Annotated in this window: 20 protein-coding genes; 5 read left to right on the top strand and 15 right to left on the bottom strand. The window is 71.1% G+C overall.

Annotation, left to right across the window (positions count from 1 at the left end; translation table 11 throughout):
* Nucleotides 1-109: 109 nt before the first annotated feature.
* The 5 genes from IH68_RS0112220 to hisI form a co-directional block, all read right to left on the bottom strand.
* Entirely contained in the window at nucleotides 110-556 is a 447-nt protein-coding gene (locus IH68_RS0112220; protein WP_030932929.1) for a DUF2752 domain-containing protein, read from the bottom strand.
* Between the two features lie 79 nt (nucleotides 557-635).
* Nucleotides 636-893, bottom strand: coding sequence for an HGxxPAAW family protein (locus IH68_RS0112215; protein ID WP_030932925.1), 258 nt, complete (start codon nucleotides 891-893; stop codon nucleotides 636-638).
* A gap of 120 nt (nucleotides 894-1,013) precedes the next feature.
* Nucleotides 1,014-1,655 (bottom strand): TIGR02234 family membrane protein, encoded by a 642-nt coding sequence (locus IH68_RS0112210; RefSeq protein ID WP_030932921.1) that lies wholly within the window; start codon nucleotides 1,653-1,655, stop codon nucleotides 1,014-1,016.
* 73 nt (nucleotides 1,656-1,728) lie between these two features.
* Nucleotides 1,729-3,207, bottom strand: coding sequence for an anthranilate synthase component I (locus IH68_RS0112205; RefSeq protein WP_030932918.1), 1,479 nt, complete (start codon nucleotides 3,205-3,207; stop codon nucleotides 1,729-1,731).
* Nucleotides 3,208-3,218: 11 nt separating this feature from the next.
* Entirely contained in the window at nucleotides 3,219-3,614 is a 396-nt protein-coding gene (gene hisI / locus IH68_RS0112200; RefSeq protein WP_030932915.1) for a phosphoribosyl-AMP cyclohydrolase, read from the bottom strand.
* A gap of 83 nt (nucleotides 3,615-3,697) precedes the next feature.
* Between hisI and IH68_RS0112195 the strand changes: the two genes are divergently transcribed.
* On the top strand, nucleotides 3,698-4,333 hold the full coding sequence (locus IH68_RS0112195) for a TIGR03085 family metal-binding protein (RefSeq protein ID WP_030932911.1): 636 nt from the start codon (nucleotides 3,698-3,700) through the stop codon (nucleotides 4,331-4,333).
* 9 nt (nucleotides 4,334-4,342) lie between these two features.
* Here IH68_RS0112195 and IH68_RS0112190 read toward each other — a convergent pair whose 3' ends face one another.
* The 10 genes from IH68_RS0112190 to hisD all read right to left on the bottom strand — a co-directional run bounded on the left by IH68_RS0112190 (nucleotide 4,343) and on the right by hisD (nucleotide 12,028).
* Complete coding sequence (locus IH68_RS0112190) at nucleotides 4,343-5,590, bottom strand: MFS transporter (protein ID WP_030932908.1); 1,248 nt, start codon at nucleotides 5,588-5,590, stop codon at nucleotides 4,343-4,345.
* Between the two features lie 19 nt (nucleotides 5,591-5,609).
* Nucleotides 5,610-6,197: an ArsR/SmtB family transcription factor gene (locus IH68_RS0112185; protein ID WP_030932905.1), complete on the bottom strand. Its 588-nt coding sequence runs from the start codon at nucleotides 6,195-6,197 to the stop codon at nucleotides 5,610-5,612.
* Nucleotides 6,198-6,322: 125 nt separating this feature from the next.
* Nucleotides 6,323-7,078: an imidazole glycerol phosphate synthase subunit HisF gene (hisF, locus tag IH68_RS0112180; RefSeq protein ID WP_030932902.1), complete on the bottom strand. Its 756-nt coding sequence runs from the start codon at nucleotides 7,076-7,078 to the stop codon at nucleotides 6,323-6,325.
* Complete coding sequence (locus IH68_RS0112175) at nucleotides 7,075-7,479, bottom strand: RidA family protein (protein WP_030932899.1); 405 nt, start codon at nucleotides 7,477-7,479, stop codon at nucleotides 7,075-7,077. The genes hisF and IH68_RS0112175 overlap by 4 nt, the downstream gene beginning before the upstream one ends.
* Complete coding sequence (gene priA, locus IH68_RS0112170) at nucleotides 7,476-8,201, bottom strand: bifunctional 1-(5-phosphoribosyl)-5-((5-phosphoribosylamino)methylideneamino)imidazole-4-carboxamide isomerase/phosphoribosylanthranilate isomerase PriA (RefSeq protein WP_030932896.1); 726 nt, start codon at nucleotides 8,199-8,201, stop codon at nucleotides 7,476-7,478. Before priA ends, IH68_RS0112175 begins: the two co-directional genes overlap by 4 nt.
* Nucleotides 8,202-8,204: 3 nt before the next feature.
* Nucleotides 8,205-8,846 (bottom strand): imidazole glycerol phosphate synthase subunit HisH, encoded by a 642-nt coding sequence (gene hisH / locus IH68_RS0112165; protein ID WP_030932893.1) that lies wholly within the window; start codon nucleotides 8,844-8,846, stop codon nucleotides 8,205-8,207.
* Nucleotides 8,843-9,007 carry a hypothetical protein gene (locus IH68_RS57070; RefSeq protein ID WP_030932891.1) on the bottom strand — a complete coding sequence of 55 codons (165 nt, stop codon included), beginning with the start codon at nucleotides 9,005-9,007 and terminating at the stop codon, nucleotides 8,843-8,845. Before IH68_RS57070 ends, hisH begins: the two co-directional genes overlap by 4 nt.
* Nucleotides 9,004-9,597, bottom strand: coding sequence for an imidazoleglycerol-phosphate dehydratase HisB (gene hisB / locus IH68_RS0112155; protein ID WP_030932889.1), 594 nt, complete (start codon nucleotides 9,595-9,597; stop codon nucleotides 9,004-9,006). The genes IH68_RS57070 and hisB overlap by 4 nt, the downstream gene beginning before the upstream one ends.
* Nucleotides 9,594-10,706 (bottom strand): histidinol-phosphate transaminase, encoded by a 1,113-nt coding sequence (locus IH68_RS0112150; protein ID WP_030932888.1) that lies wholly within the window; start codon nucleotides 10,704-10,706, stop codon nucleotides 9,594-9,596. The genes hisB and IH68_RS0112150 overlap by 4 nt, the downstream gene beginning before the upstream one ends.
* Nucleotides 10,703-12,028 carry a histidinol dehydrogenase gene (gene hisD / locus IH68_RS0112145; RefSeq protein ID WP_030932885.1) on the bottom strand — a complete coding sequence of 442 codons (1,326 nt, stop codon included), beginning with the start codon at nucleotides 12,026-12,028 and terminating at the stop codon, nucleotides 10,703-10,705. The genes IH68_RS0112150 and hisD overlap by 4 nt, the downstream gene beginning before the upstream one ends.
* Nucleotides 12,029-12,186: 158 nt before the next feature.
* On the opposite strand from hisD, the gene IH68_RS0112140 reads away from it, so the two are divergent.
* From IH68_RS0112140 to ybaK, 4 genes are all read left to right on the top strand, one after another.
* Nucleotides 12,187-13,773, top strand: a complete 1,587-nt coding sequence (locus IH68_RS0112140; RefSeq protein WP_030932883.1) for an oxidoreductase — start codon at nucleotides 12,187-12,189, stop codon at nucleotides 13,771-13,773.
* A gap of 142 nt (nucleotides 13,774-13,915) precedes the next feature.
* Entirely contained in the window at nucleotides 13,916-14,953 is a 1,038-nt protein-coding gene (locus IH68_RS0112135; protein ID WP_030932881.1) for a hypothetical protein, read from the top strand.
* Between the two features lie 11 nt (nucleotides 14,954-14,964).
* Nucleotides 14,965-15,705 carry an LON peptidase substrate-binding domain-containing protein gene (locus tag IH68_RS0112130; RefSeq protein ID WP_030932877.1) on the top strand — a complete coding sequence of 247 codons (741 nt, stop codon included), beginning with the start codon at nucleotides 14,965-14,967 and terminating at the stop codon, nucleotides 15,703-15,705.
* A 31-nt stretch (nucleotides 15,706-15,736) separates the two neighbouring features.
* Nucleotides 15,737-16,240 (top strand): Cys-tRNA(Pro) deacylase, encoded by a 504-nt coding sequence (ybaK, locus tag IH68_RS0112125; protein WP_030932874.1) that lies wholly within the window; start codon nucleotides 15,737-15,739, stop codon nucleotides 16,238-16,240.
* The last annotated feature ends 54 nt before the right edge of the window (nucleotides 16,241-16,294 follow it).

Here is a 16,294-nt window from a genome sequence, read left to right as displayed (position 1 = left end):
AAGCTGACCCGAGGGAAAAACAGATGGTCACTGCGATGGTATCCGCAGGGAGGGGTAGGCCTCACATCCGGTTGACGCCGGTCCCAGTACCTGGACATCCGCCCATTGATCAAGGATGCAGCCAGCCACCGAACGGCAGGTTCCGGACAACCGTGAAGACCAGCGACAACGTCCCCAGCACCCACAGCTGCCGGCTCCCGAGCTCGATGCGCACCGGTCGTCCGCGCACCGCGCGCACCACCCATACGGTCCACAGCACGGCGAAGCCCAGATAGCCGACGACGGCGAGGGCGTTGGACTGGAGCGCCGCGAGGAAGTCCCCGTGGATGAAGGAGTGCGCACTGCGCAGGCCGCCGCAGCCGGGGCAGTAGATGCCGGTGAGCCGGTAGAGGGGGCAGACGGGGTAGTGGCCGGGCTGGTACGGGTCGACTGTTCCCACGTACGCGAAGGCACCGGCGACGGCCGCCATGACCCCGGCGGGGACGGCGAGCCGCGCCGCCACCGTGGATTCGGCGGACGGTGTCGCGGGCCGGCTCTCTGCGTTCACGTCTGGCATTGTCCCCCCGGGTGGGCGCCGCGCACGCCTGAGGGGCGACCCGGTGCCGGATCGCCCCTCAGCGGCAGTCGTAGGTGAGTCAGCTCTTCGCGCTCACGGCCGCCTGGCTCTCCTCGAGCGCGTCCTGGAACGTCTGGTGCGCGTCCTTCGGCTGACCCATGCCCATCGCGCTCATGATCCAGCCGACGATGCCGCCGACGACCACGATCGCCATGCCGGCCCAGAAGCCCACGGGCTGAGCCATCACCATGAAGGCACCCGAGACGCAGAAACCGATGAAGGCGATCGTGACACCGGTCCAGGCGGCCGGGGTGTGACCGTGGCTGCTGCCCGCCATGACTTGCTCCTCGTTGCTGTGTACGTGTCTGAGCCGGACGCTCAACGGACATTGTCCCGCACGCGCACGCGTGCACTGCTCGGGGGTGGCTCCTTGCGCGTGGCGGCGGGAGAGAGCGGATTACGCGCCTGTGGGGTCCTCGCCGCGGTCGAGTGCCTTCCAGAGGTCCTCGGGGCGGTCGGGGTCCACGGTCGGGGCCCTGCGGCGGGGCTTCGGGGCGCCGTCGCGCTCGTAGCGGCCGGACATCGCGGGCCAGTTCCGGCCGTAGCGCAGGGCGAGCAGGCCTGCGAGGAGAAGCAGGGCGCCGCCCACTGCCGCGACGTACGGCCAGGCGGTGTGGGAGAGGCCGTCCACGGTGGCCGAGGTGTCGCCTGCGGCCTGCGCGGCCTTCTCGTCGAGCGCGGAGCTGTCGGAGACGCCCAGCAGGGCCGCGGCGACGGTGCCGGCGCCCGAGAGCGCGAGCAGGGCCGAGACCAGCAGGCGGCCCGCCTTGCGGACGGCGAAGACGGCGACGAGCGCGGCGAGGCCCACTATGGCGAGCGCCGCGGGTACGCCCGTGACGTCGCTGCCCTTGGCGGTCAGGGGGAAGGCGCCGCCGGCCACCGTCGCGGTCCCCTCCGACCAGCGCTGACGGGTGGCCAGCAACGCCACGGCCGCGCCGAGCGCACCGCACAGCAGGGCAAGGGCGAGACTCCGGCGACCGGACCGTGCGGGTCCGTCGGCTTCGGAACGGGGGTGAGGAGCAGCAGTCACGTACTCCACTATCGCCCGAACCCCGGGCGAACCGTCACCCGGGGTTCACGTGAGAAGCACCCCACTTGTCGCCGGAAGGGTCCTACTGGCCCAGCCGGTTGGCCGTGTGGACCGCCCGGAGCACGGCGGCGGCCTTGTTGCGGCACTCCTGGTCCTCGGCGACCGGGTCGGAGTCGGCGACGATTCCGGCGCCCGCCTGGACGTATGCCGTGCCGTCCCGCAGCAGGGCCGTGCGGATGGCGATGGCGGTGTCGGAGTCTCCCGCGAAGTCGAGGTAGCCGACGCAGCCGCCGTACAAGCCGCGCCGGGACGGCTCGAGTTCGTCGATGATCTGCATCGCCCGGGGCTTGGGGGCGCCGGAGAGCGTGCCGGCCGGGAAGCAGGCGGTCAGGACGTCGAAGGCGGTGCGGCCCGCCGCCACCTTGCCGGTGACGGTGGAGACGATGTGCATCACGTGCGAGTACCGCTCGACGGACATGAAGTCGACGACCTCGACCGAGCCGGGCTCGCAGACCCGTCCCAGGTCGTTGCGGCCCAGGTCGACGAGCATGAGGTGCTCGGCGCGCTCCTTGGGGTCGGCGAGCAGCTCGTCGGCGAGGGCCTGGTCCTCCTGCGGGGTGGCCCCGCGGTGCCGCGTCCCGGCGATGGGGTGGACCATCGCATGCCCGTCCTCGACCTTGACCAGGGCTTCGGGGGAAGAGCCGACGACATCGAAGCCGTCGAAGCGGAACAGGTACATGTACGGCGAGGGATTGGTCGCCCGCAGCACGCGGTAGACGTCCAACGCGCTTGCCGTGCACGGCGTTTCGAAGCGCTGCGAGGGGACGACCTGGAAGGCCTCCCCGGCCCGGATGCGCTCCTTGATGTCCTCGACGGCCACCTGGAAGTCGGGGCCGCCCCACAGAGCCGTGTACTCGGGCAGCTCGGAGGGCGGGAGCACGGCGGGCGGCTGCGCGACCGCGCGGGAGAGGTCGGCCTCCATGGCGTCGAGGCGGGCGACGGCGTCCGCGTAGGCCTCGTCGACGCCCGTGTCGAGGTCGTTGTGGTTGATCGCGTTGGCGATCAGCAGGACCGAGCCCTCCCAGTGGTCCATGACGGCGAGGTCGCTGGTGAGCAGCATGGTGAGCTCGGGCAGCCGGAGGTCGTCCCGCTCCCCCGGGCCGATCTTCTCCAGGCGGCGCACGATGTCGTAGCCGAGATAGCCGACCATGCCGCCGGTGAAGGGCGGCAGGCCCTCCTGGTGGGGGGTGTGCAGGGCCTCGATGGTGGCGCGCAGGGCGGCGAGCGGGTCCCCGTCCGTGGGGACGCCGACGGGCGGGGCGCCGAGCCAGTGGGCCTGCCCGTCACGAGCAGTCAGAGTCGCTGCTGATCGCACGCCGACGAAGGAGTAGCGGGACCAGGAGCGGCCGTTCTCCGCGGACTCCAGCAGGAAGGTGCCGGGGCGCTCGGCGGCGAGCTTGCGGTAGAGCGCGACCGGGGTGTCGCCGTCGGCGAGGAGCTTGCGCGTGACCGGGATGACGCGCCGGTCGGTGGCGAGCTTGCGGAAGGTCTCGAGGTCCATGCCGGCAGACCTTACTGATCCGTGGACGGTACGCCGGAACCGGTGCCGTCCTTGAGGAGCACGTCGGCGTCGAAGCAGGTGCGGGCGCCGGTGTGGCAGGCGGCGCCGACCTGGTCGACCTTGACCAGAACGGTGTCGGCGTCGCAGTCGAGGGCGACCGACTTCACCCACTGGAAGTGGCCGGAGGTGTCGCCCTTCACCCAGTACTCCCGGCGGCTGCGCGACCAGTACGTGCAGCGGCCGGTGGTGAGGGTGCGGTGCAGCGCCTCGTCGTCCATCCAGCCGAGCATGAGCACCTCACCGGTGTCGTACTGCTGGGCGATGGCGGGGACGAGCCCGTCGGCGCTGCGCTTGAGGCGCGCAGCGATCTCCGGGTCGAGGCTGCTGGGGGACGGCGTGCTGGTCATGGGTGCCATTGTGCCTGCCGCCACTGACAGTGACGGGGTGGTGTCCACTGGGCGGACCTGTTACGTGGTCGTAGGCTGACTTCATGTCGACTTTCGCCAAGCGTGAACGACTTCTGCTGGCCGACCTGTTGGAGGCCGAGGGCCCGGAGGCCCCGACCCTCTGCGAGGGCTGGCTCACCCGTGACCTCGCCGCGCACGTGGTGGTGCGCGAGCGCCGCCCCGATGCCGCCGGCGGCATCCTGATCAAGCAGCTCGCGCCGCGCCTGGAGCGGGTGATGGCGGAGTTCACCGCGAAGCCGTACGAGGAGCTGATCCAACTCATCCGCACCGGCCCGCCGCGGTTCTCGCCGTTCCAGCTCAAGCAGGTCGACGAGCTGTCGAACACCGTCGAGTTCTATGTCCACACGGAGGACGTCCGCCGCGCGCAGCCGGACTGGACGCCACGCGAGCTGGACCAGGTCTTCCAGGACACCCTGTGGTCCCGCCTGGAACGCTCGGCCCGCCTGATGGGCCGCAGCGCCCCGACGGGCCTGGTACTGCGCCGCCCGGACGGCCAGACGGCGGTCGCCCACCGCGGCACCCCCGTGGTGACGGTGACCGGCGAGCCCTCGGAGCTGCTGCTGTTCTCCTACGGCCGGCAGAACGCCGCCAAGGTGGAACTGGACGGCGACAAGGACGCGGTGGCGAAGCTGCACGAGGCGAAGCAGCTGGGAATCTAGGGACCCGCGTCAGCGGGGCAGTTCGGCGCGGCGCAGGGCGGGGACGCACAGGACGACGACCCCGCCTAGTCCGCACACGGCCGCGCTGACGACGAAGACCGGACCGGTGCCCCAGGCGTCGATCGCTGCGGCGGACAGTGGCATGGTCAGTGGAGCGATGCCGAGGCTGACGATGCTGGAGACCGAGGTGACCCGGCCGAGGTAGGCGGCGTCGGCCTGGGTCTGCAGCAGGGCTCCGCACAGGGTCCCGCTGAGCCCGGCGAGCAGGCCGATGAGGAGAGCCACCCCGACGGCCGCGACGACGTCGGGGACATAGGCCAGCGCCCCGATGGCGACGGAGCCCGCGAGCACCGCGTACCCGGCGACGTGCCCTGCGTGCGGCAGCCGTCCCCGCACGGCCAGCAGCAGCGACGCGGCCCCTGCGCCGGTGCCGAACCCGGCGATCACCAGGCCCATGCCGGAGGCGCCCCAGCCGCGCTCGTCGGCCAGCAGGGTCACGCCGACGTTGAGCGGGCCGACGAAGCCGAGGTCGCCGAGGGCGCAGACCACCGTCAGCGGGGCGAGGACGCGGTGGCGGCGGATGTAACGCAGCCCGTCGCACAGGTCCCGCCAGGCGGTGTTACGTGCCCCGGCCGCGTCGTCCGGGGGCAGTTCCCGTACGCGTACGGAGACCAGGAGCGGCACGGACACCGCGATCAGCAGTCCGGCCAGGCCGAACGCGGCGGCCCCACCCCCGAGCGCCACGCCCAGGCCGCCGAGCGGCGCACCGACGACGTAGCCGAAGCGGATGGCAAGCCCGCGCATGCCCTGGACACGCGCCAACTGGTCCCGGCCGGTGATGCGCGGCGGCAGGGCGCCCACGGCGGGCATGAACACGGCATCGACGGTGCCGAAGACCACGGCGAGCAGGGCAAGGGGCCACAGACCGGGGCTGGTGACGAACAGCAGGGCCGCCACCGCCAGCACGGCCGCGCAGCGCACCGCGTCGCTGCCGATCACGACCTTCCGCGGCCCGAACCGGTCGGCGATCACTCCCCCGCCCAGCATCAGCAGAGTGCGCGGCACAGCGCTCGCCGCCATGACCATGCCCGCCTGTGAGGGCGTTCCCGTCTGCACCGCGGCCCAGGACAGGGCGACGTAGTAGACGCTGTCTCCGATCATCGACGAGGTGTAGGCGGCGAGCCAGCGCAGGACGTTGCCGTCGCGGTGGGCAGGTGCGTCCCGGAGGGGAGCCCGGCGTAAGGCGGTCGTGGACATGGAGAGGGGTCCTCTCGGCTCAGATGCGGAACGGGAATCCGTACATGTGCAGCGCGACGTTCTCGCGCTCTTCGGTGGCACCGGCAGCCTCACGGGCGCGTCCCTGCTCGTCGTACTTCTTGAGCAGGTCCTGCAACTCCGCCTTCAGATCCGCCAGTTCGGCGGTCGTCAGCCGGAGCAGTGACTCGCTGTCGTAGGCCGCCTCGTTCCACTCGGGCCCCCAGTGGGCGCGCTCGTCGAGATAGGTGCGGTACATCTCGGATCGCTGGTCCAGGAAGAGCCGCGAGGCCGCGAGGTGCGCCGCCACCTTCTCCGGCGCGTCCTGGAAGTCCTCGTCGCGCACGGAGACACCGTCCGAGGCCGGCTGCCACCACCGCTCACGCGCGTCCCCACTGCGCGGCTCGGCCTCCTCGATCAGTCCGTGCTCGGCGAGTTTGCGCAGGTGGTAGCTGACCAGGGAGACAGCCTCGTCCACCTGCTCGGCGAGATGCGAGGCGGTGGCCACTTCGGCCACGAACAGCAGCCGGTAGAGCTTCAGGCGGAGCGGGTGGGCGAGGGCCTTGAGGGTGCCGAGGTCGGTGATCCGGCGGTTTTCCTTGCTTGCCATGCCCCCACGCTAGATGCGAAAGAAAAGTTGCACAATATATTTTGCGCAACTTTCCTTTCGCATCGGGATGCAAGTAAGCCCCGGCCGCCAAGGTGACCGGGGCTTACAACGCCTCTACGGGGACGTCACCGCACGGGATGCCCCGCGTCCTTCAGCGCCCGCTTCACTTCGCCGATCCGCAGGTCCCCGAAGTGGAAGACGGAAGCCGCCAGCACCGCATCCGCGCCCGCCCCGATGGCCGGCGGGAAGTGGTCCAGCCTGCCCGCGCCGCCCGAGGCGATCACCGGGACCGTCACGTGCTTGCGGACCGCGGCGATCATCTCCAGGTCGTAGCCGTCCTTCGTGCCGTCCGCGTCCATGGAGTTGAGCAGGATCTCGCCCGCGCCCAGCTCGGCGGCCCGGTGGGCCCACTCGACGGCGTCGATGCCGGTGCCGCGGCGGCCGCCGTGGGTGGTGACCTCGAAGGTGCCCGCCTCGGTGCGGCGGGCGTCGACCGACAGGACCAGGACCTGGCGGCCGAAGCGCTCGGCGATCTCGCGGATCAGGTCCGGGCGGGCGATCGCGGCGGTGTTCACACCGACCTTGTCCGCGCCCGCCCGCAGCAGCTTGTCCACGTCCTCGGCCGTGCGCACACCGCCGCCGACCGTCAACGGAATGAACACCTGCTCGGCCGTACGGCGCACCACGTCGTACGTCGTCTCGCGATTGCCCGACGACGCAGTGATGTCCAGGAAGGTCAGCTCGTCGGCGCCCTCGGCGTCGTACACCTTGGCCATCTCGACGGGGTCGCCCGCGTCGCGCAGGTTCTGGAAGTTGACGCCCTTGACGACCCGGCCGTTGTCCACGTCCAGGCAGGGGATGACTCGGACCGCCAGGGTCATGAATCCACGGCTCCTCTGAATGCTTCTAGTTCCACTTCGACCAGGATGCGCGGGTCCACGAAGCCCTCCACCACGAGCAGGGTCGAGACCGGGCGCACCGTGTCGAACAACTCCTTGTGGGCCCGGCCCACGGCGTCCACGTCCCGCGCATGGGTCAGGTACATACGCGTACGGATCACGGACTCGACGCCGAGCCCGAGCTCACCGATCGCCTCGATCGCGCTGGTGAAGGCCACCTTGGCCTGCTCGTACGGGTCGCCCTCCCCGTACAGCACGCTGCCCTTGAAGGACGTCGTGCCCGCCACCAGCACACGGTCGCCCGCCGCCACGGCGCGTGCGAAACCGAAGGACTCTTCCCAGGGACTTTCGCTCTGCACGCGCCGTACGGCTTCGGATGTCATGACGCCACAGCCTCCAAGGCCTCTTCCAAGGTGAACGCCTTCGCGTACAGGGCCTTCCCGACGATGGAGCCCTCGACACCGAGGGGTACCAGTTCGGCGATGGCGCGGAGGTCGTCCAGGGACGACACGCCGCCGGACGCCACGACCGGGCGGTCGGTCGCCGCGCAGACGTTCTTCAGCAGTTCCAGGTTGGGGCCCTGGAGCGTGCCGTCCTTGGCGATGTCCGTCACCACGTACCGCGCGCAGCCCTCCTTGTTGAGGCGCTCCAGCGTCTCGTAGAGGTCGCCGCCGTCGCGGGTCCAGCCGCGGCCGCGGAGCGTCGTGCCCCGTACGTCCAGACCCACCGCGATCTTGTCGCCGTGCTCGGCGATCACCTTGGCGACCCACTCCGGGGTCTCCAGGGCGGCCGTGCCGAGGTTCACCCGGGTGCAGCCGGTGGCCAGGGCGGCGGCCAGCGAGGCGTCGTCACGGATGCCTCCGGACAGCTCCACCTTGATGTCCATCGCCTTCGCCACCTCGGCGATCAGCTCACGGTTGTCGCCGGTGCCGAACGCGGCGTCCAGGTCGACCAGGTGCAGCCACTCGGCGCCCGACCGCTGCCAGGCGAGGGCGGCCTCCAGGGGCGAGCCGTACGAGGTCTCCGTGCCGGACTCGCCGTGCACGAGACGGACGGCCTGGCCGTCACGGACGTCGACGGCGGGGAGGAGTTCGAGCTTGGCCATGGTCTAAAGGGTTCCGATCCAGTTGGTGAGCAGCTGCGCTCCGGCGTCGCCGGACTTCTCGGGGTGGAACTGGGTGGCCCACAGGGCGCCGTTCTCGACGGCCGCCACGAAGGGCTTGCCGTGCGTCGACCAGGTCACCTTCGGGGCGAGCATCGTCGGGTTGTGCGTCTCCAGCGACCAGTCGTGGACGGCGTAGGAGTGCACGAAGTAGAAGCGCGCGTCGGCGTCCAGGCCGGCGAAGAGCTCGGAGTCGGCGGGCGCCTCGACGGTGTTCCAGCCCATGTGGGGCACGATCTCGGCCTGCAGCGGCTCGACCGAGCCGGGCCACTCGTCGAGGCCCTCGGTCTCCACGCCGTGCTCGATGCCGCGCGCGAAGAGGATCTGCATGCCGACGCAGATGCCCATGACCGGGCGGCCGCCGGACAGCCTGCGGTCGACGATCCAGTCGCCGCGCGCCTCCTTCAGGCCCTGCATACAGGCGGCGAAGGCGCCGACGCCCGGCACCAGCAGGCCGTCCGCGTTCATGGCCCTGTCGAAGTCACGCGTGATCTCGACGTCCGCTCCCGTGCGCGCGAGGGCGCGCTCGGCGGAGCGGACGTTCCCGAAGCCGTAGTCGAAGACCACGACCTTCTTGGAGTTGCTCAATTCCACACCTCCAGCCTCAGGACACCCGCGACCAGACACATCGCGGCGCTGACCGACAGCAGCACTATCAGGCTCTTCGGCATCTGCTGCTTGACGAAGGAGATGATGCCGCCGACCAGGAAGAGGCCGACGACGATCAACACCGTGGAGAGGCCGTTCACAGCGCGCCCTTCGTGGACGGGAGGATGCCGGCCGCGCGCGGGTCGCGCTCGGAGGCGTAGCGCAGGGCCCGCGCGAGCGCCTTGAACTGGCACTCCACGATGTGGTGCGCATTGCGCCCGTACGGCACGTGCACGTGCAGCGCGATCTGGGCCTGGGCGACGAAGGACTCCAGGATGTGCCGGGTCATCGTGGTGTCGTACTCGCCGATCATCGGCGCCATGTTCTCGGGCTCGGTGTGCACGAGGTACGGGCGGCCGGACAGGTCGACGGTCACCTGGGCGAGCGACTCGTCCAGGGGCACCGTGCAGTTGCCGAACCGGTAGATCCCCACCTTGTCGCCGAGCGCCTGCTTGAAGGCGGCGCCGAGCGCGAGGGCGGTGTCCTCGATGGTGTGGTGCGAGTCGATGTGCAGGTCGCCCTCGGTCTTCACGGTCAGGTCGAACAGACCGTGCCGGCCGAGCTGGTCGAGCATGTGGTCGTAGAAGCCGACGCCTGTCGACACATCGACCTTGCCGCTGCCGTCGAGGTCTATCTCGACGAGCACCGACGTCTCCTTGGTGACCCGCTCCACGCGTCCTACGCGGCTCATGCGCTGTGCTCCTTCTTCAAGTCACGTACCGCGTCCAGGAACGCGTCGTTCTCCTCCGGGGTTCCGGCGGACACCCGCAGCCACCCCGGGATGCCGTTGTCCCGTACCAGCACACCCCGGTCGAGGATCTTCTGCCAGGCGGTGTGGGAGTCCTCGAACCGCCCGAACTGCACGAAGTTCGCGTCGGACTCGACGACGTCGTAGCCGAGCGCGCGCAGCTCGCTCACCAGCCGGTCCCGCTCCGACTTCAGCTGCTCGACGTACTTCAGCAGCGTGTCGGTGTGCTCCAGGGCGGCCAGCGCGGTCGCCTGGGTGATCGCCGAGAGGTGGTACGGCAGCCGTACCAGCTGGACGGCGTCCACGACGGCCGGATGGGCGGCGAGATAGCCGAGGCGCAGACCGGCCGCGCCGAAGGCCTTCGACATCGTCCGGGAGACGACGAGATTCGGCCGGCCTTCGATCAGCGGCAGCAGCGAGTCGCCGTGGCTGAACTCGATGTACGCCTCGTCCACGATCACCACGGACGGCTTCGCCGCCTGAGCGGCCTCGTACAGCGCGAGGACCGTCTCCCGCGGAACCGCGTTGCCCGTGGGGTTGTTGGGCGTGGTGATGAAGACGACGTCCGGCTTGTTCTCGGCGATCCACCGCTCGGCGGCCGGCAGGTCGATCGTGAAGTCCGCGTTGCGCGGACCCGAGATCCAGCCCGTGCCGGTGCCGCGCGAGATGAGCGCGTGCATCGAGTACGAGGGCTCGAAGCCGATCGCGGTGCGGCCCGGTCCGCCGAAGGTCTGCAGCAGCTGCTGGATGACCTCGTTGGAGCCGTTGGCGGCCCAGACGTTGGCCAGGCCGACCTCGTGGCCGGAGGTGTCCGTCAGGTACTTGGCGAGCTGGGTGCGCAGCTCGACGGCGTCGCGGTCCGGGTAGCGGTTGAGGTCACGGGCGGCCTCGCGGACGCGCTCCGCGATGCGCTCGACCAGCGGCTCCGGCAGCGGGTAGGGGTTCTCGTTGGTGTTCAGCCGTACGGGGACGTCCAACTGGGGCGCGCCGTAAGGGGACTTGCCGCGCAGCTCGTCCCGTACGGGGAGATCGTCGATCCTCACGTCGTTCACTTGCTCTCGGGCACCTTCCAACCGAACCTCGCCTTGATCGCCGCGCCGTGCGCGGGCAGGTCCTCCGCCTCCGCCAGCGTGACCACGTGGTGCGCGACCTCGGCCAGCGCGTCCTTGGTGTAGTCGACGATGTGGATGCCGCGCAGGAAGGACTGGACCGACAGGCCCGACGAGTGGCAGGCGCAACCGCCGGTCGGGAGCACGTGGTTGGAGCCGGCGGCGTAGTCGCCGAGGGAGACCGGCGCCCAGGGGCCGATGAAGATCGCGCCCGCGTTCTTCACCCGGTCGGCCACGGCGGCGGCGTCCGCCGTCTGGATCTCCAGGTGCTCGGCGCCGTAGGCGTCGACGACCCTGAGGCCCTCGTCGATGCCGTCGACGAGGACGATCGCGGACTGCCGGCCCGCGAGCGCCGGGCGGATCCGGTCCTCGATGTGCCTGGTGGCCGCGACCTGCGGCTCCAGCTCCTTCTCGACCGCGTCGGCGAGCGCCACGGAGTCGGTGACCAGGACGGCGGCGGCCAGCGGGTCGTGCTCGGCCTGGCTGATCAGGTCGGAGGCGACGTGCACCGGGTCGGCCGTGTCGTCGGCGAGGACCGCGATCTCGGTCGGACCGGCCTCGGCGTCGATGCCGATCTTGCCGGTGAAGTAGCGCTTGGCGGCGGCGACCCAGATGTTGCCGGGGCCGGTGACCATGTTGGCGGGCGCGCAGGACTCGGTGCCGTGCGCGAACATCGCGACGGCGGTGGCGCCACCGGCCGCGTACACCTCGTCGACGCCGAGCAGGGCGCAGGCGGCGAGGATCGTCGGGTGGGGAAGGCCCCCGAACTCCGCCTGTGCCGGGGAGGCCAAGGCGATGGACTCGACGCCGGCCTCCTGCGCGGGCACCACGTTCATGACCACGGAGGACGGGTAGACCGAGCGGCCGCCGGGCGCGTACAGCCCGACGCGCTCCACCGGCACCCACTTCTCGGTGACCGAGCCGCCGGGCACGACCTGGGTCGTGTGGGTCGTACGGCGCTGCTCGCGGTGGACGAGACGGGCGCGCCGGATGGACTCCTCCAGGGCCGCACGGACCGCCGGATCGAGCTCTTCCAACGCGCGCGTGAGGGCTTCGGCAGGCACCCGGACCTGGTCCAGCCTGACCCCGTCGAACTTCTCGGCGAAGTCGATCAGCGCCGCGTCGCCCCGATGATGCACGGCTTCGCAGATCGGACGCACCTTCTCGAGGGCGGCCTGAACGTCGAAGTCGGCTCGGGGCAGCAGGTCGCGCAGGGCGGGGCCCTCGGGGAGGGCGTCGCCGCGCAGATCGATTCGGGTGATCACGGACTCAATTCTCTCAGACCGGGGTCCGGCGTCGTCCGCGCGTATCAATGGCTGATACAGAACCCCTCGGGAACCCGGAAGATCGCCTTCACGTCCTGTGCTTCGGGCGTTACCCAGCGGGCATGAACGGTTGTGCGAGCAAAGGGACTGGAGGAGCAGTGACTGAGGGGGCCGGCTTCCGTGCCGGAGACGCCGGAGATCTGCCGGACGATCTGACCGCCGCCGAGGCCGGCATGTGGCAGGCCTTCCGCAACGGCAGTGTGTACGACCTGAGCAGCGGGGACACCGTCGCCGACGATCCGCACGGCGGGCACCCCTGGGGGCCCGAGCGGACCGTGCGGGCGCGCATCGTGTGCTGGCTGTTGCTGGACGGGCCGCCCGCGCTCGCGGGCCGGGTGTCCTCGCTGAAGCTGCGCGGGGTGCAGATCAGCGGCTCCCTGGACCTCGCGGGCGGCACGGTCATGCCGTACGTCGAGATGCGCGGCTGCCGTTTCGAGCGGGACGTGCTGCTGCCGGAGGCCCACTTCACCACCATGCGCATGGTGGACTGCTCGGTGCCCCGCCTGGAGGCCGCGCGCGTGCACACGGAGGGTGACCTGCACCTCCCCCGCTGCCGCTTCCTGGGCGGCATCCGGCTGACCGACGCACACATCGGTACGGATCTGATGCTCAACCAGGCGATCGTGCACCGCGACCGCAGCGGCCGTTCGATCGCCGGCGACGGCATGACGGTGGGCCAGGACCTGCAGGCGGAGCTGCTGGAGTCGCACGGCGAGCTGAGCCTGCGCAGTGCGAAGATCGGCGTGTCGCTGAGCCTGCGCGGCGCCCGGCTGGCCAACCCGTACGGCCGGCTCGCGCTCAACGCGCCCCAGCTGAGCGTCGGACGCACGCTGTACCTGACACCCGCGGGCGTCGGCGCCTCGATGGTGAGCGGTGCGACGCCCGCGCGCGGGACGCGCATCCAGCGGTTCGAGTGCCAGGGCGGGATGCGCCTGGACGACGGGCGGTTCGAGGACGCGGTCGACCTGGAGCGGGCCCGGTTCGCCTTCACCGACGACCAGGAGCTGTCGCTGCGCCGGGTGCAGACGCCCGAGCTGCGCTTCCTCGGGGAGCGTCCGCAGCGCGGCAAGGTCGTCCTGTCGGGCGCGCGGGTGGTCAACCTGGTCGACCGGGCGAGCGCCTGGCCCGGTCCTGGCAATCTGCACATGGGCGGTTTCCAGTACGAGAACCTGGTGCCACAGGGCCCCTTCCCGCTGATCGAGCGGCTGGAGTGGGTGACCGCCGCGACCGCCGAGTACAACCCGGAGCCGTACGAGCGACTCGCCTCCGTGCTGCGGTCCGGCGGCGAGGACGAGGACGCGCGCGAGGTGCTCCTCGCCAAGCAGCGCCGACGCCGCGAGAGCCTGCCGATCGCCGCCAAGCTGTGGGGGTACGCGCAGGACTGGACGGTGGCCTACGGGTACCGGCCGGGCCGGGCCGCCGTGTGGATGGCGGTGCTGTGGGCGGCGGGCTCGCTGGCCTTCGCGCATGCGAGCCATCCGCCGGTGCAGCCCGGGGTCCATCCGCCGTGGAACCCGGCCCTGTTCGCGCTGGACCTGCTGCTCCCCGTCATCGACCTGGGGCAGGTCGGCGTCTGGCAGCTGAGCGGCGGCTGGCAGTGGCTGGCGGCGGCGATGATCCTGCTCGGCTGGATCCTGGCGACGACGGTGGCGGCGGGGGCGACGCGGCTGCTGAGACGGAACTGAAGTCCTGGGAACACCTGGGTTTCGCACACAACAACCCAACAGTTGTCGAACAGTCACCCTTTACCTGTACTTGACCGATCCGCGTACAACTTTCCACGACTTGCCCGTGGGCCCTGGCGCCGGGTTGACCAGCGGCCTTTCAATGGTCAACACCATGGCTCTGCTGCATCCGTTCAGCCGCGCGGCCCGGACCTCCCGGCCCGCTGCGCGCCCCGCCGCCGGACTCCCCGCCGACGACGAGGTGCTGCTCGACGTGCCCGACGACCGCCTCGGATCCGCGCTGGTCGCGGCGGCGGGCGGCGCGCACGGCCCCGTCTCCGCGCTGCTTGCCGACACGCGCACGCGCAGCGACTGGGAGACCCGCGACCGGTACGCGAGACGTCTCGCGGCCTTCGCGCACGCCCGCCCGGAATGGCTGCAGGCGTGGTCCGCCGCCACCCCGCAGGACCCGGACGCGCTGCTGATCAGGGCCCAGCTCGCGGTGGACGACGCCTGGCGCTCCCCGGCCCGTGCGGAGCTGCTGCGCGAGGTGAGCCCCCTGATCACGGCTGCCGCCCGCGGCGACGACCACGACCCCGTGCCGTGGCGGCTCGCGCTGGACCATGCGCGCGGCACCGGCGCGGGCCCCAAGTACTTCGGCGAGCTGTGGGAGGCGGCACTGCGCCGCGCCCCGCACCACTACGGCTGCCATGTGGCGGCCCTGCGCTATCTGGCCGCGTCCTGGCAGGGCTCCCACCGCGAGTGCTTCGACTTCGCCGACCTGGCGGCGCAGGACGCCCCGTCCGGCTCCCTCATCCAGGCACTGCCCTCGCGGGCGGCCTTCGCCTGTCTGACGGAGGGCGTCGGCGCCGAGGTTCCGCGCGCACGGCTGGACGCGGCGGCCGACCGGGCGATCGCGTTCTCCGCCCGCTTCCCGGCTGCCGACCCGTGGCCGGCCGAGATCCGCAACAAGCTGATGTACGTCCTCGTACGCCTGGACCGCTGGCAGGAAGCGCTCACCGAACTGCACCAGATCGGCCCGTACGCCACGTCCTTCCCCTGGGGCCGGTTGTCGGACGACCCGCTGGCCCTCTTCCTGAAGGTGCGCGGCGAGATCCTCGCCCGTACGGCAGGCCTCATGCCCTCGCCCCGGCATCCACGGAGTGAGCGCGCCGGACGCGCCCGCTCCGCCGACCACTAGGCTCTTGCGTCGTGACCACCGTCCGTCTCCCGCTCTTCCCTCTGAACTCGGTGCTGTTCCCGGGGCTGGTACTGCCCCTGAACGTCTTCGAGGAGCGCTATCGCGCCATGATGCGCGACCTGCTCAAGACACCCGAGGACGAACCGCGCCGGTTCGCCGTCGTGGCGATCCGCGACGGCCACGAGGTGGCACAGAGCGCGCCAGGCATGCCGGACCCCACGGCCCTGCCCGAACTCGGGCCCGCGGCCGGCTTCGGCCCCGACCCGGCGAAGTCGTTCCACTCGACGGGCTGCGTCGCGGACGCGGCGACGATCCGAGAACACGAGGACGGCACCTTCGAGGTCCTGGCAACGGGCACGACCCGGGCGCGCCTGGTGTCCGTGGACGCGTCGGGCCCCTTCCTGACGGCGGACCTGGAAGAGCTCCCGGAGGACCCGGGCGACGAGGCGGGCGCGCTGGCCGAAGGCGTTCTGCGAGCATTCCGCCAGTACCAGAAACGCCTGGCAGGCGCCCGGGAACGGTCCCTCTCGACCGGCGCCGACCTCCCGGACGAACCGTCCGTGGTCTCCTACCTGGTGGCGGCGGCGATGATGCTGGACACCCCCACCAAGCAGCGCCTGCTCCAGGCCCCGGACACGGCGTCGAGGCTGCGCGACGAGCTGAAACTCCTTCGCTCCGAGACCGCGATCATCCGTAGCCTGCCGTCACTGCCGGCGTCGGACCTGACGCGCGGCCGCACAAGCCTCAACTGAAGTCACCGCTTTAGTCACTGCGAAGGCCGGGATGGCGAAGAAGCCGAAGAAGAACCAGCAGCAGGGCGGCACCCCCGCAACGGTCGCCCTGACGTCCGCCGGAGTGCCGTACACGATCCACGCCTACGACCACGACCCGTCCCACCCCTCCTACGGCGAGGAGGCGGCGGAGGCGATGGGCGTGTCCCCGGACCGCGTCTTCAAGACCCTGGTCGCGGACGTGGACGGCGCCCTGACGGTGGCCGTGGTCCCCGTGGCGGGCCAGCTGGACCTCAAGGCCCTGGCCTCGGCGGTGGGCGGCAAACGAGCCGCCATGGCAGACCCCGCCCTCGCCGAACGCACCACGGGCTACGTCCGCGGCGGCATCTCCCCCCTGGGCCAGCGCAAGAAACTCCCCACGGTCCTGGACGCCTCGGCCTCCGCCCACCCCACGATCTGCATCTCGGCGGGCCGCCGCGGCCTGGAGGTCGAACTCTCCCCCGAGGACCTGACCAAGCTGACCGAGGCGACAGTGGCCCCCATCGGCCGTGCATGACCCCTCGACGCCTGCCCCTGTCTCGGTTAAGTACAAGGGACATGTCGAAGAAAA

Origin of the sequence: Streptomyces sp. NRRL S-646 (assembly GCF_000720765.1) — a bacterium.
Classification (GTDB): Bacteria; Actinomycetota; Actinomycetes; order Streptomycetales; family Streptomycetaceae; genus Streptomyces.
The sequence above is the reverse complement of the archived record's forward strand: the minus strand, read 5'-3'. Positions and strand labels throughout refer to the sequence as shown.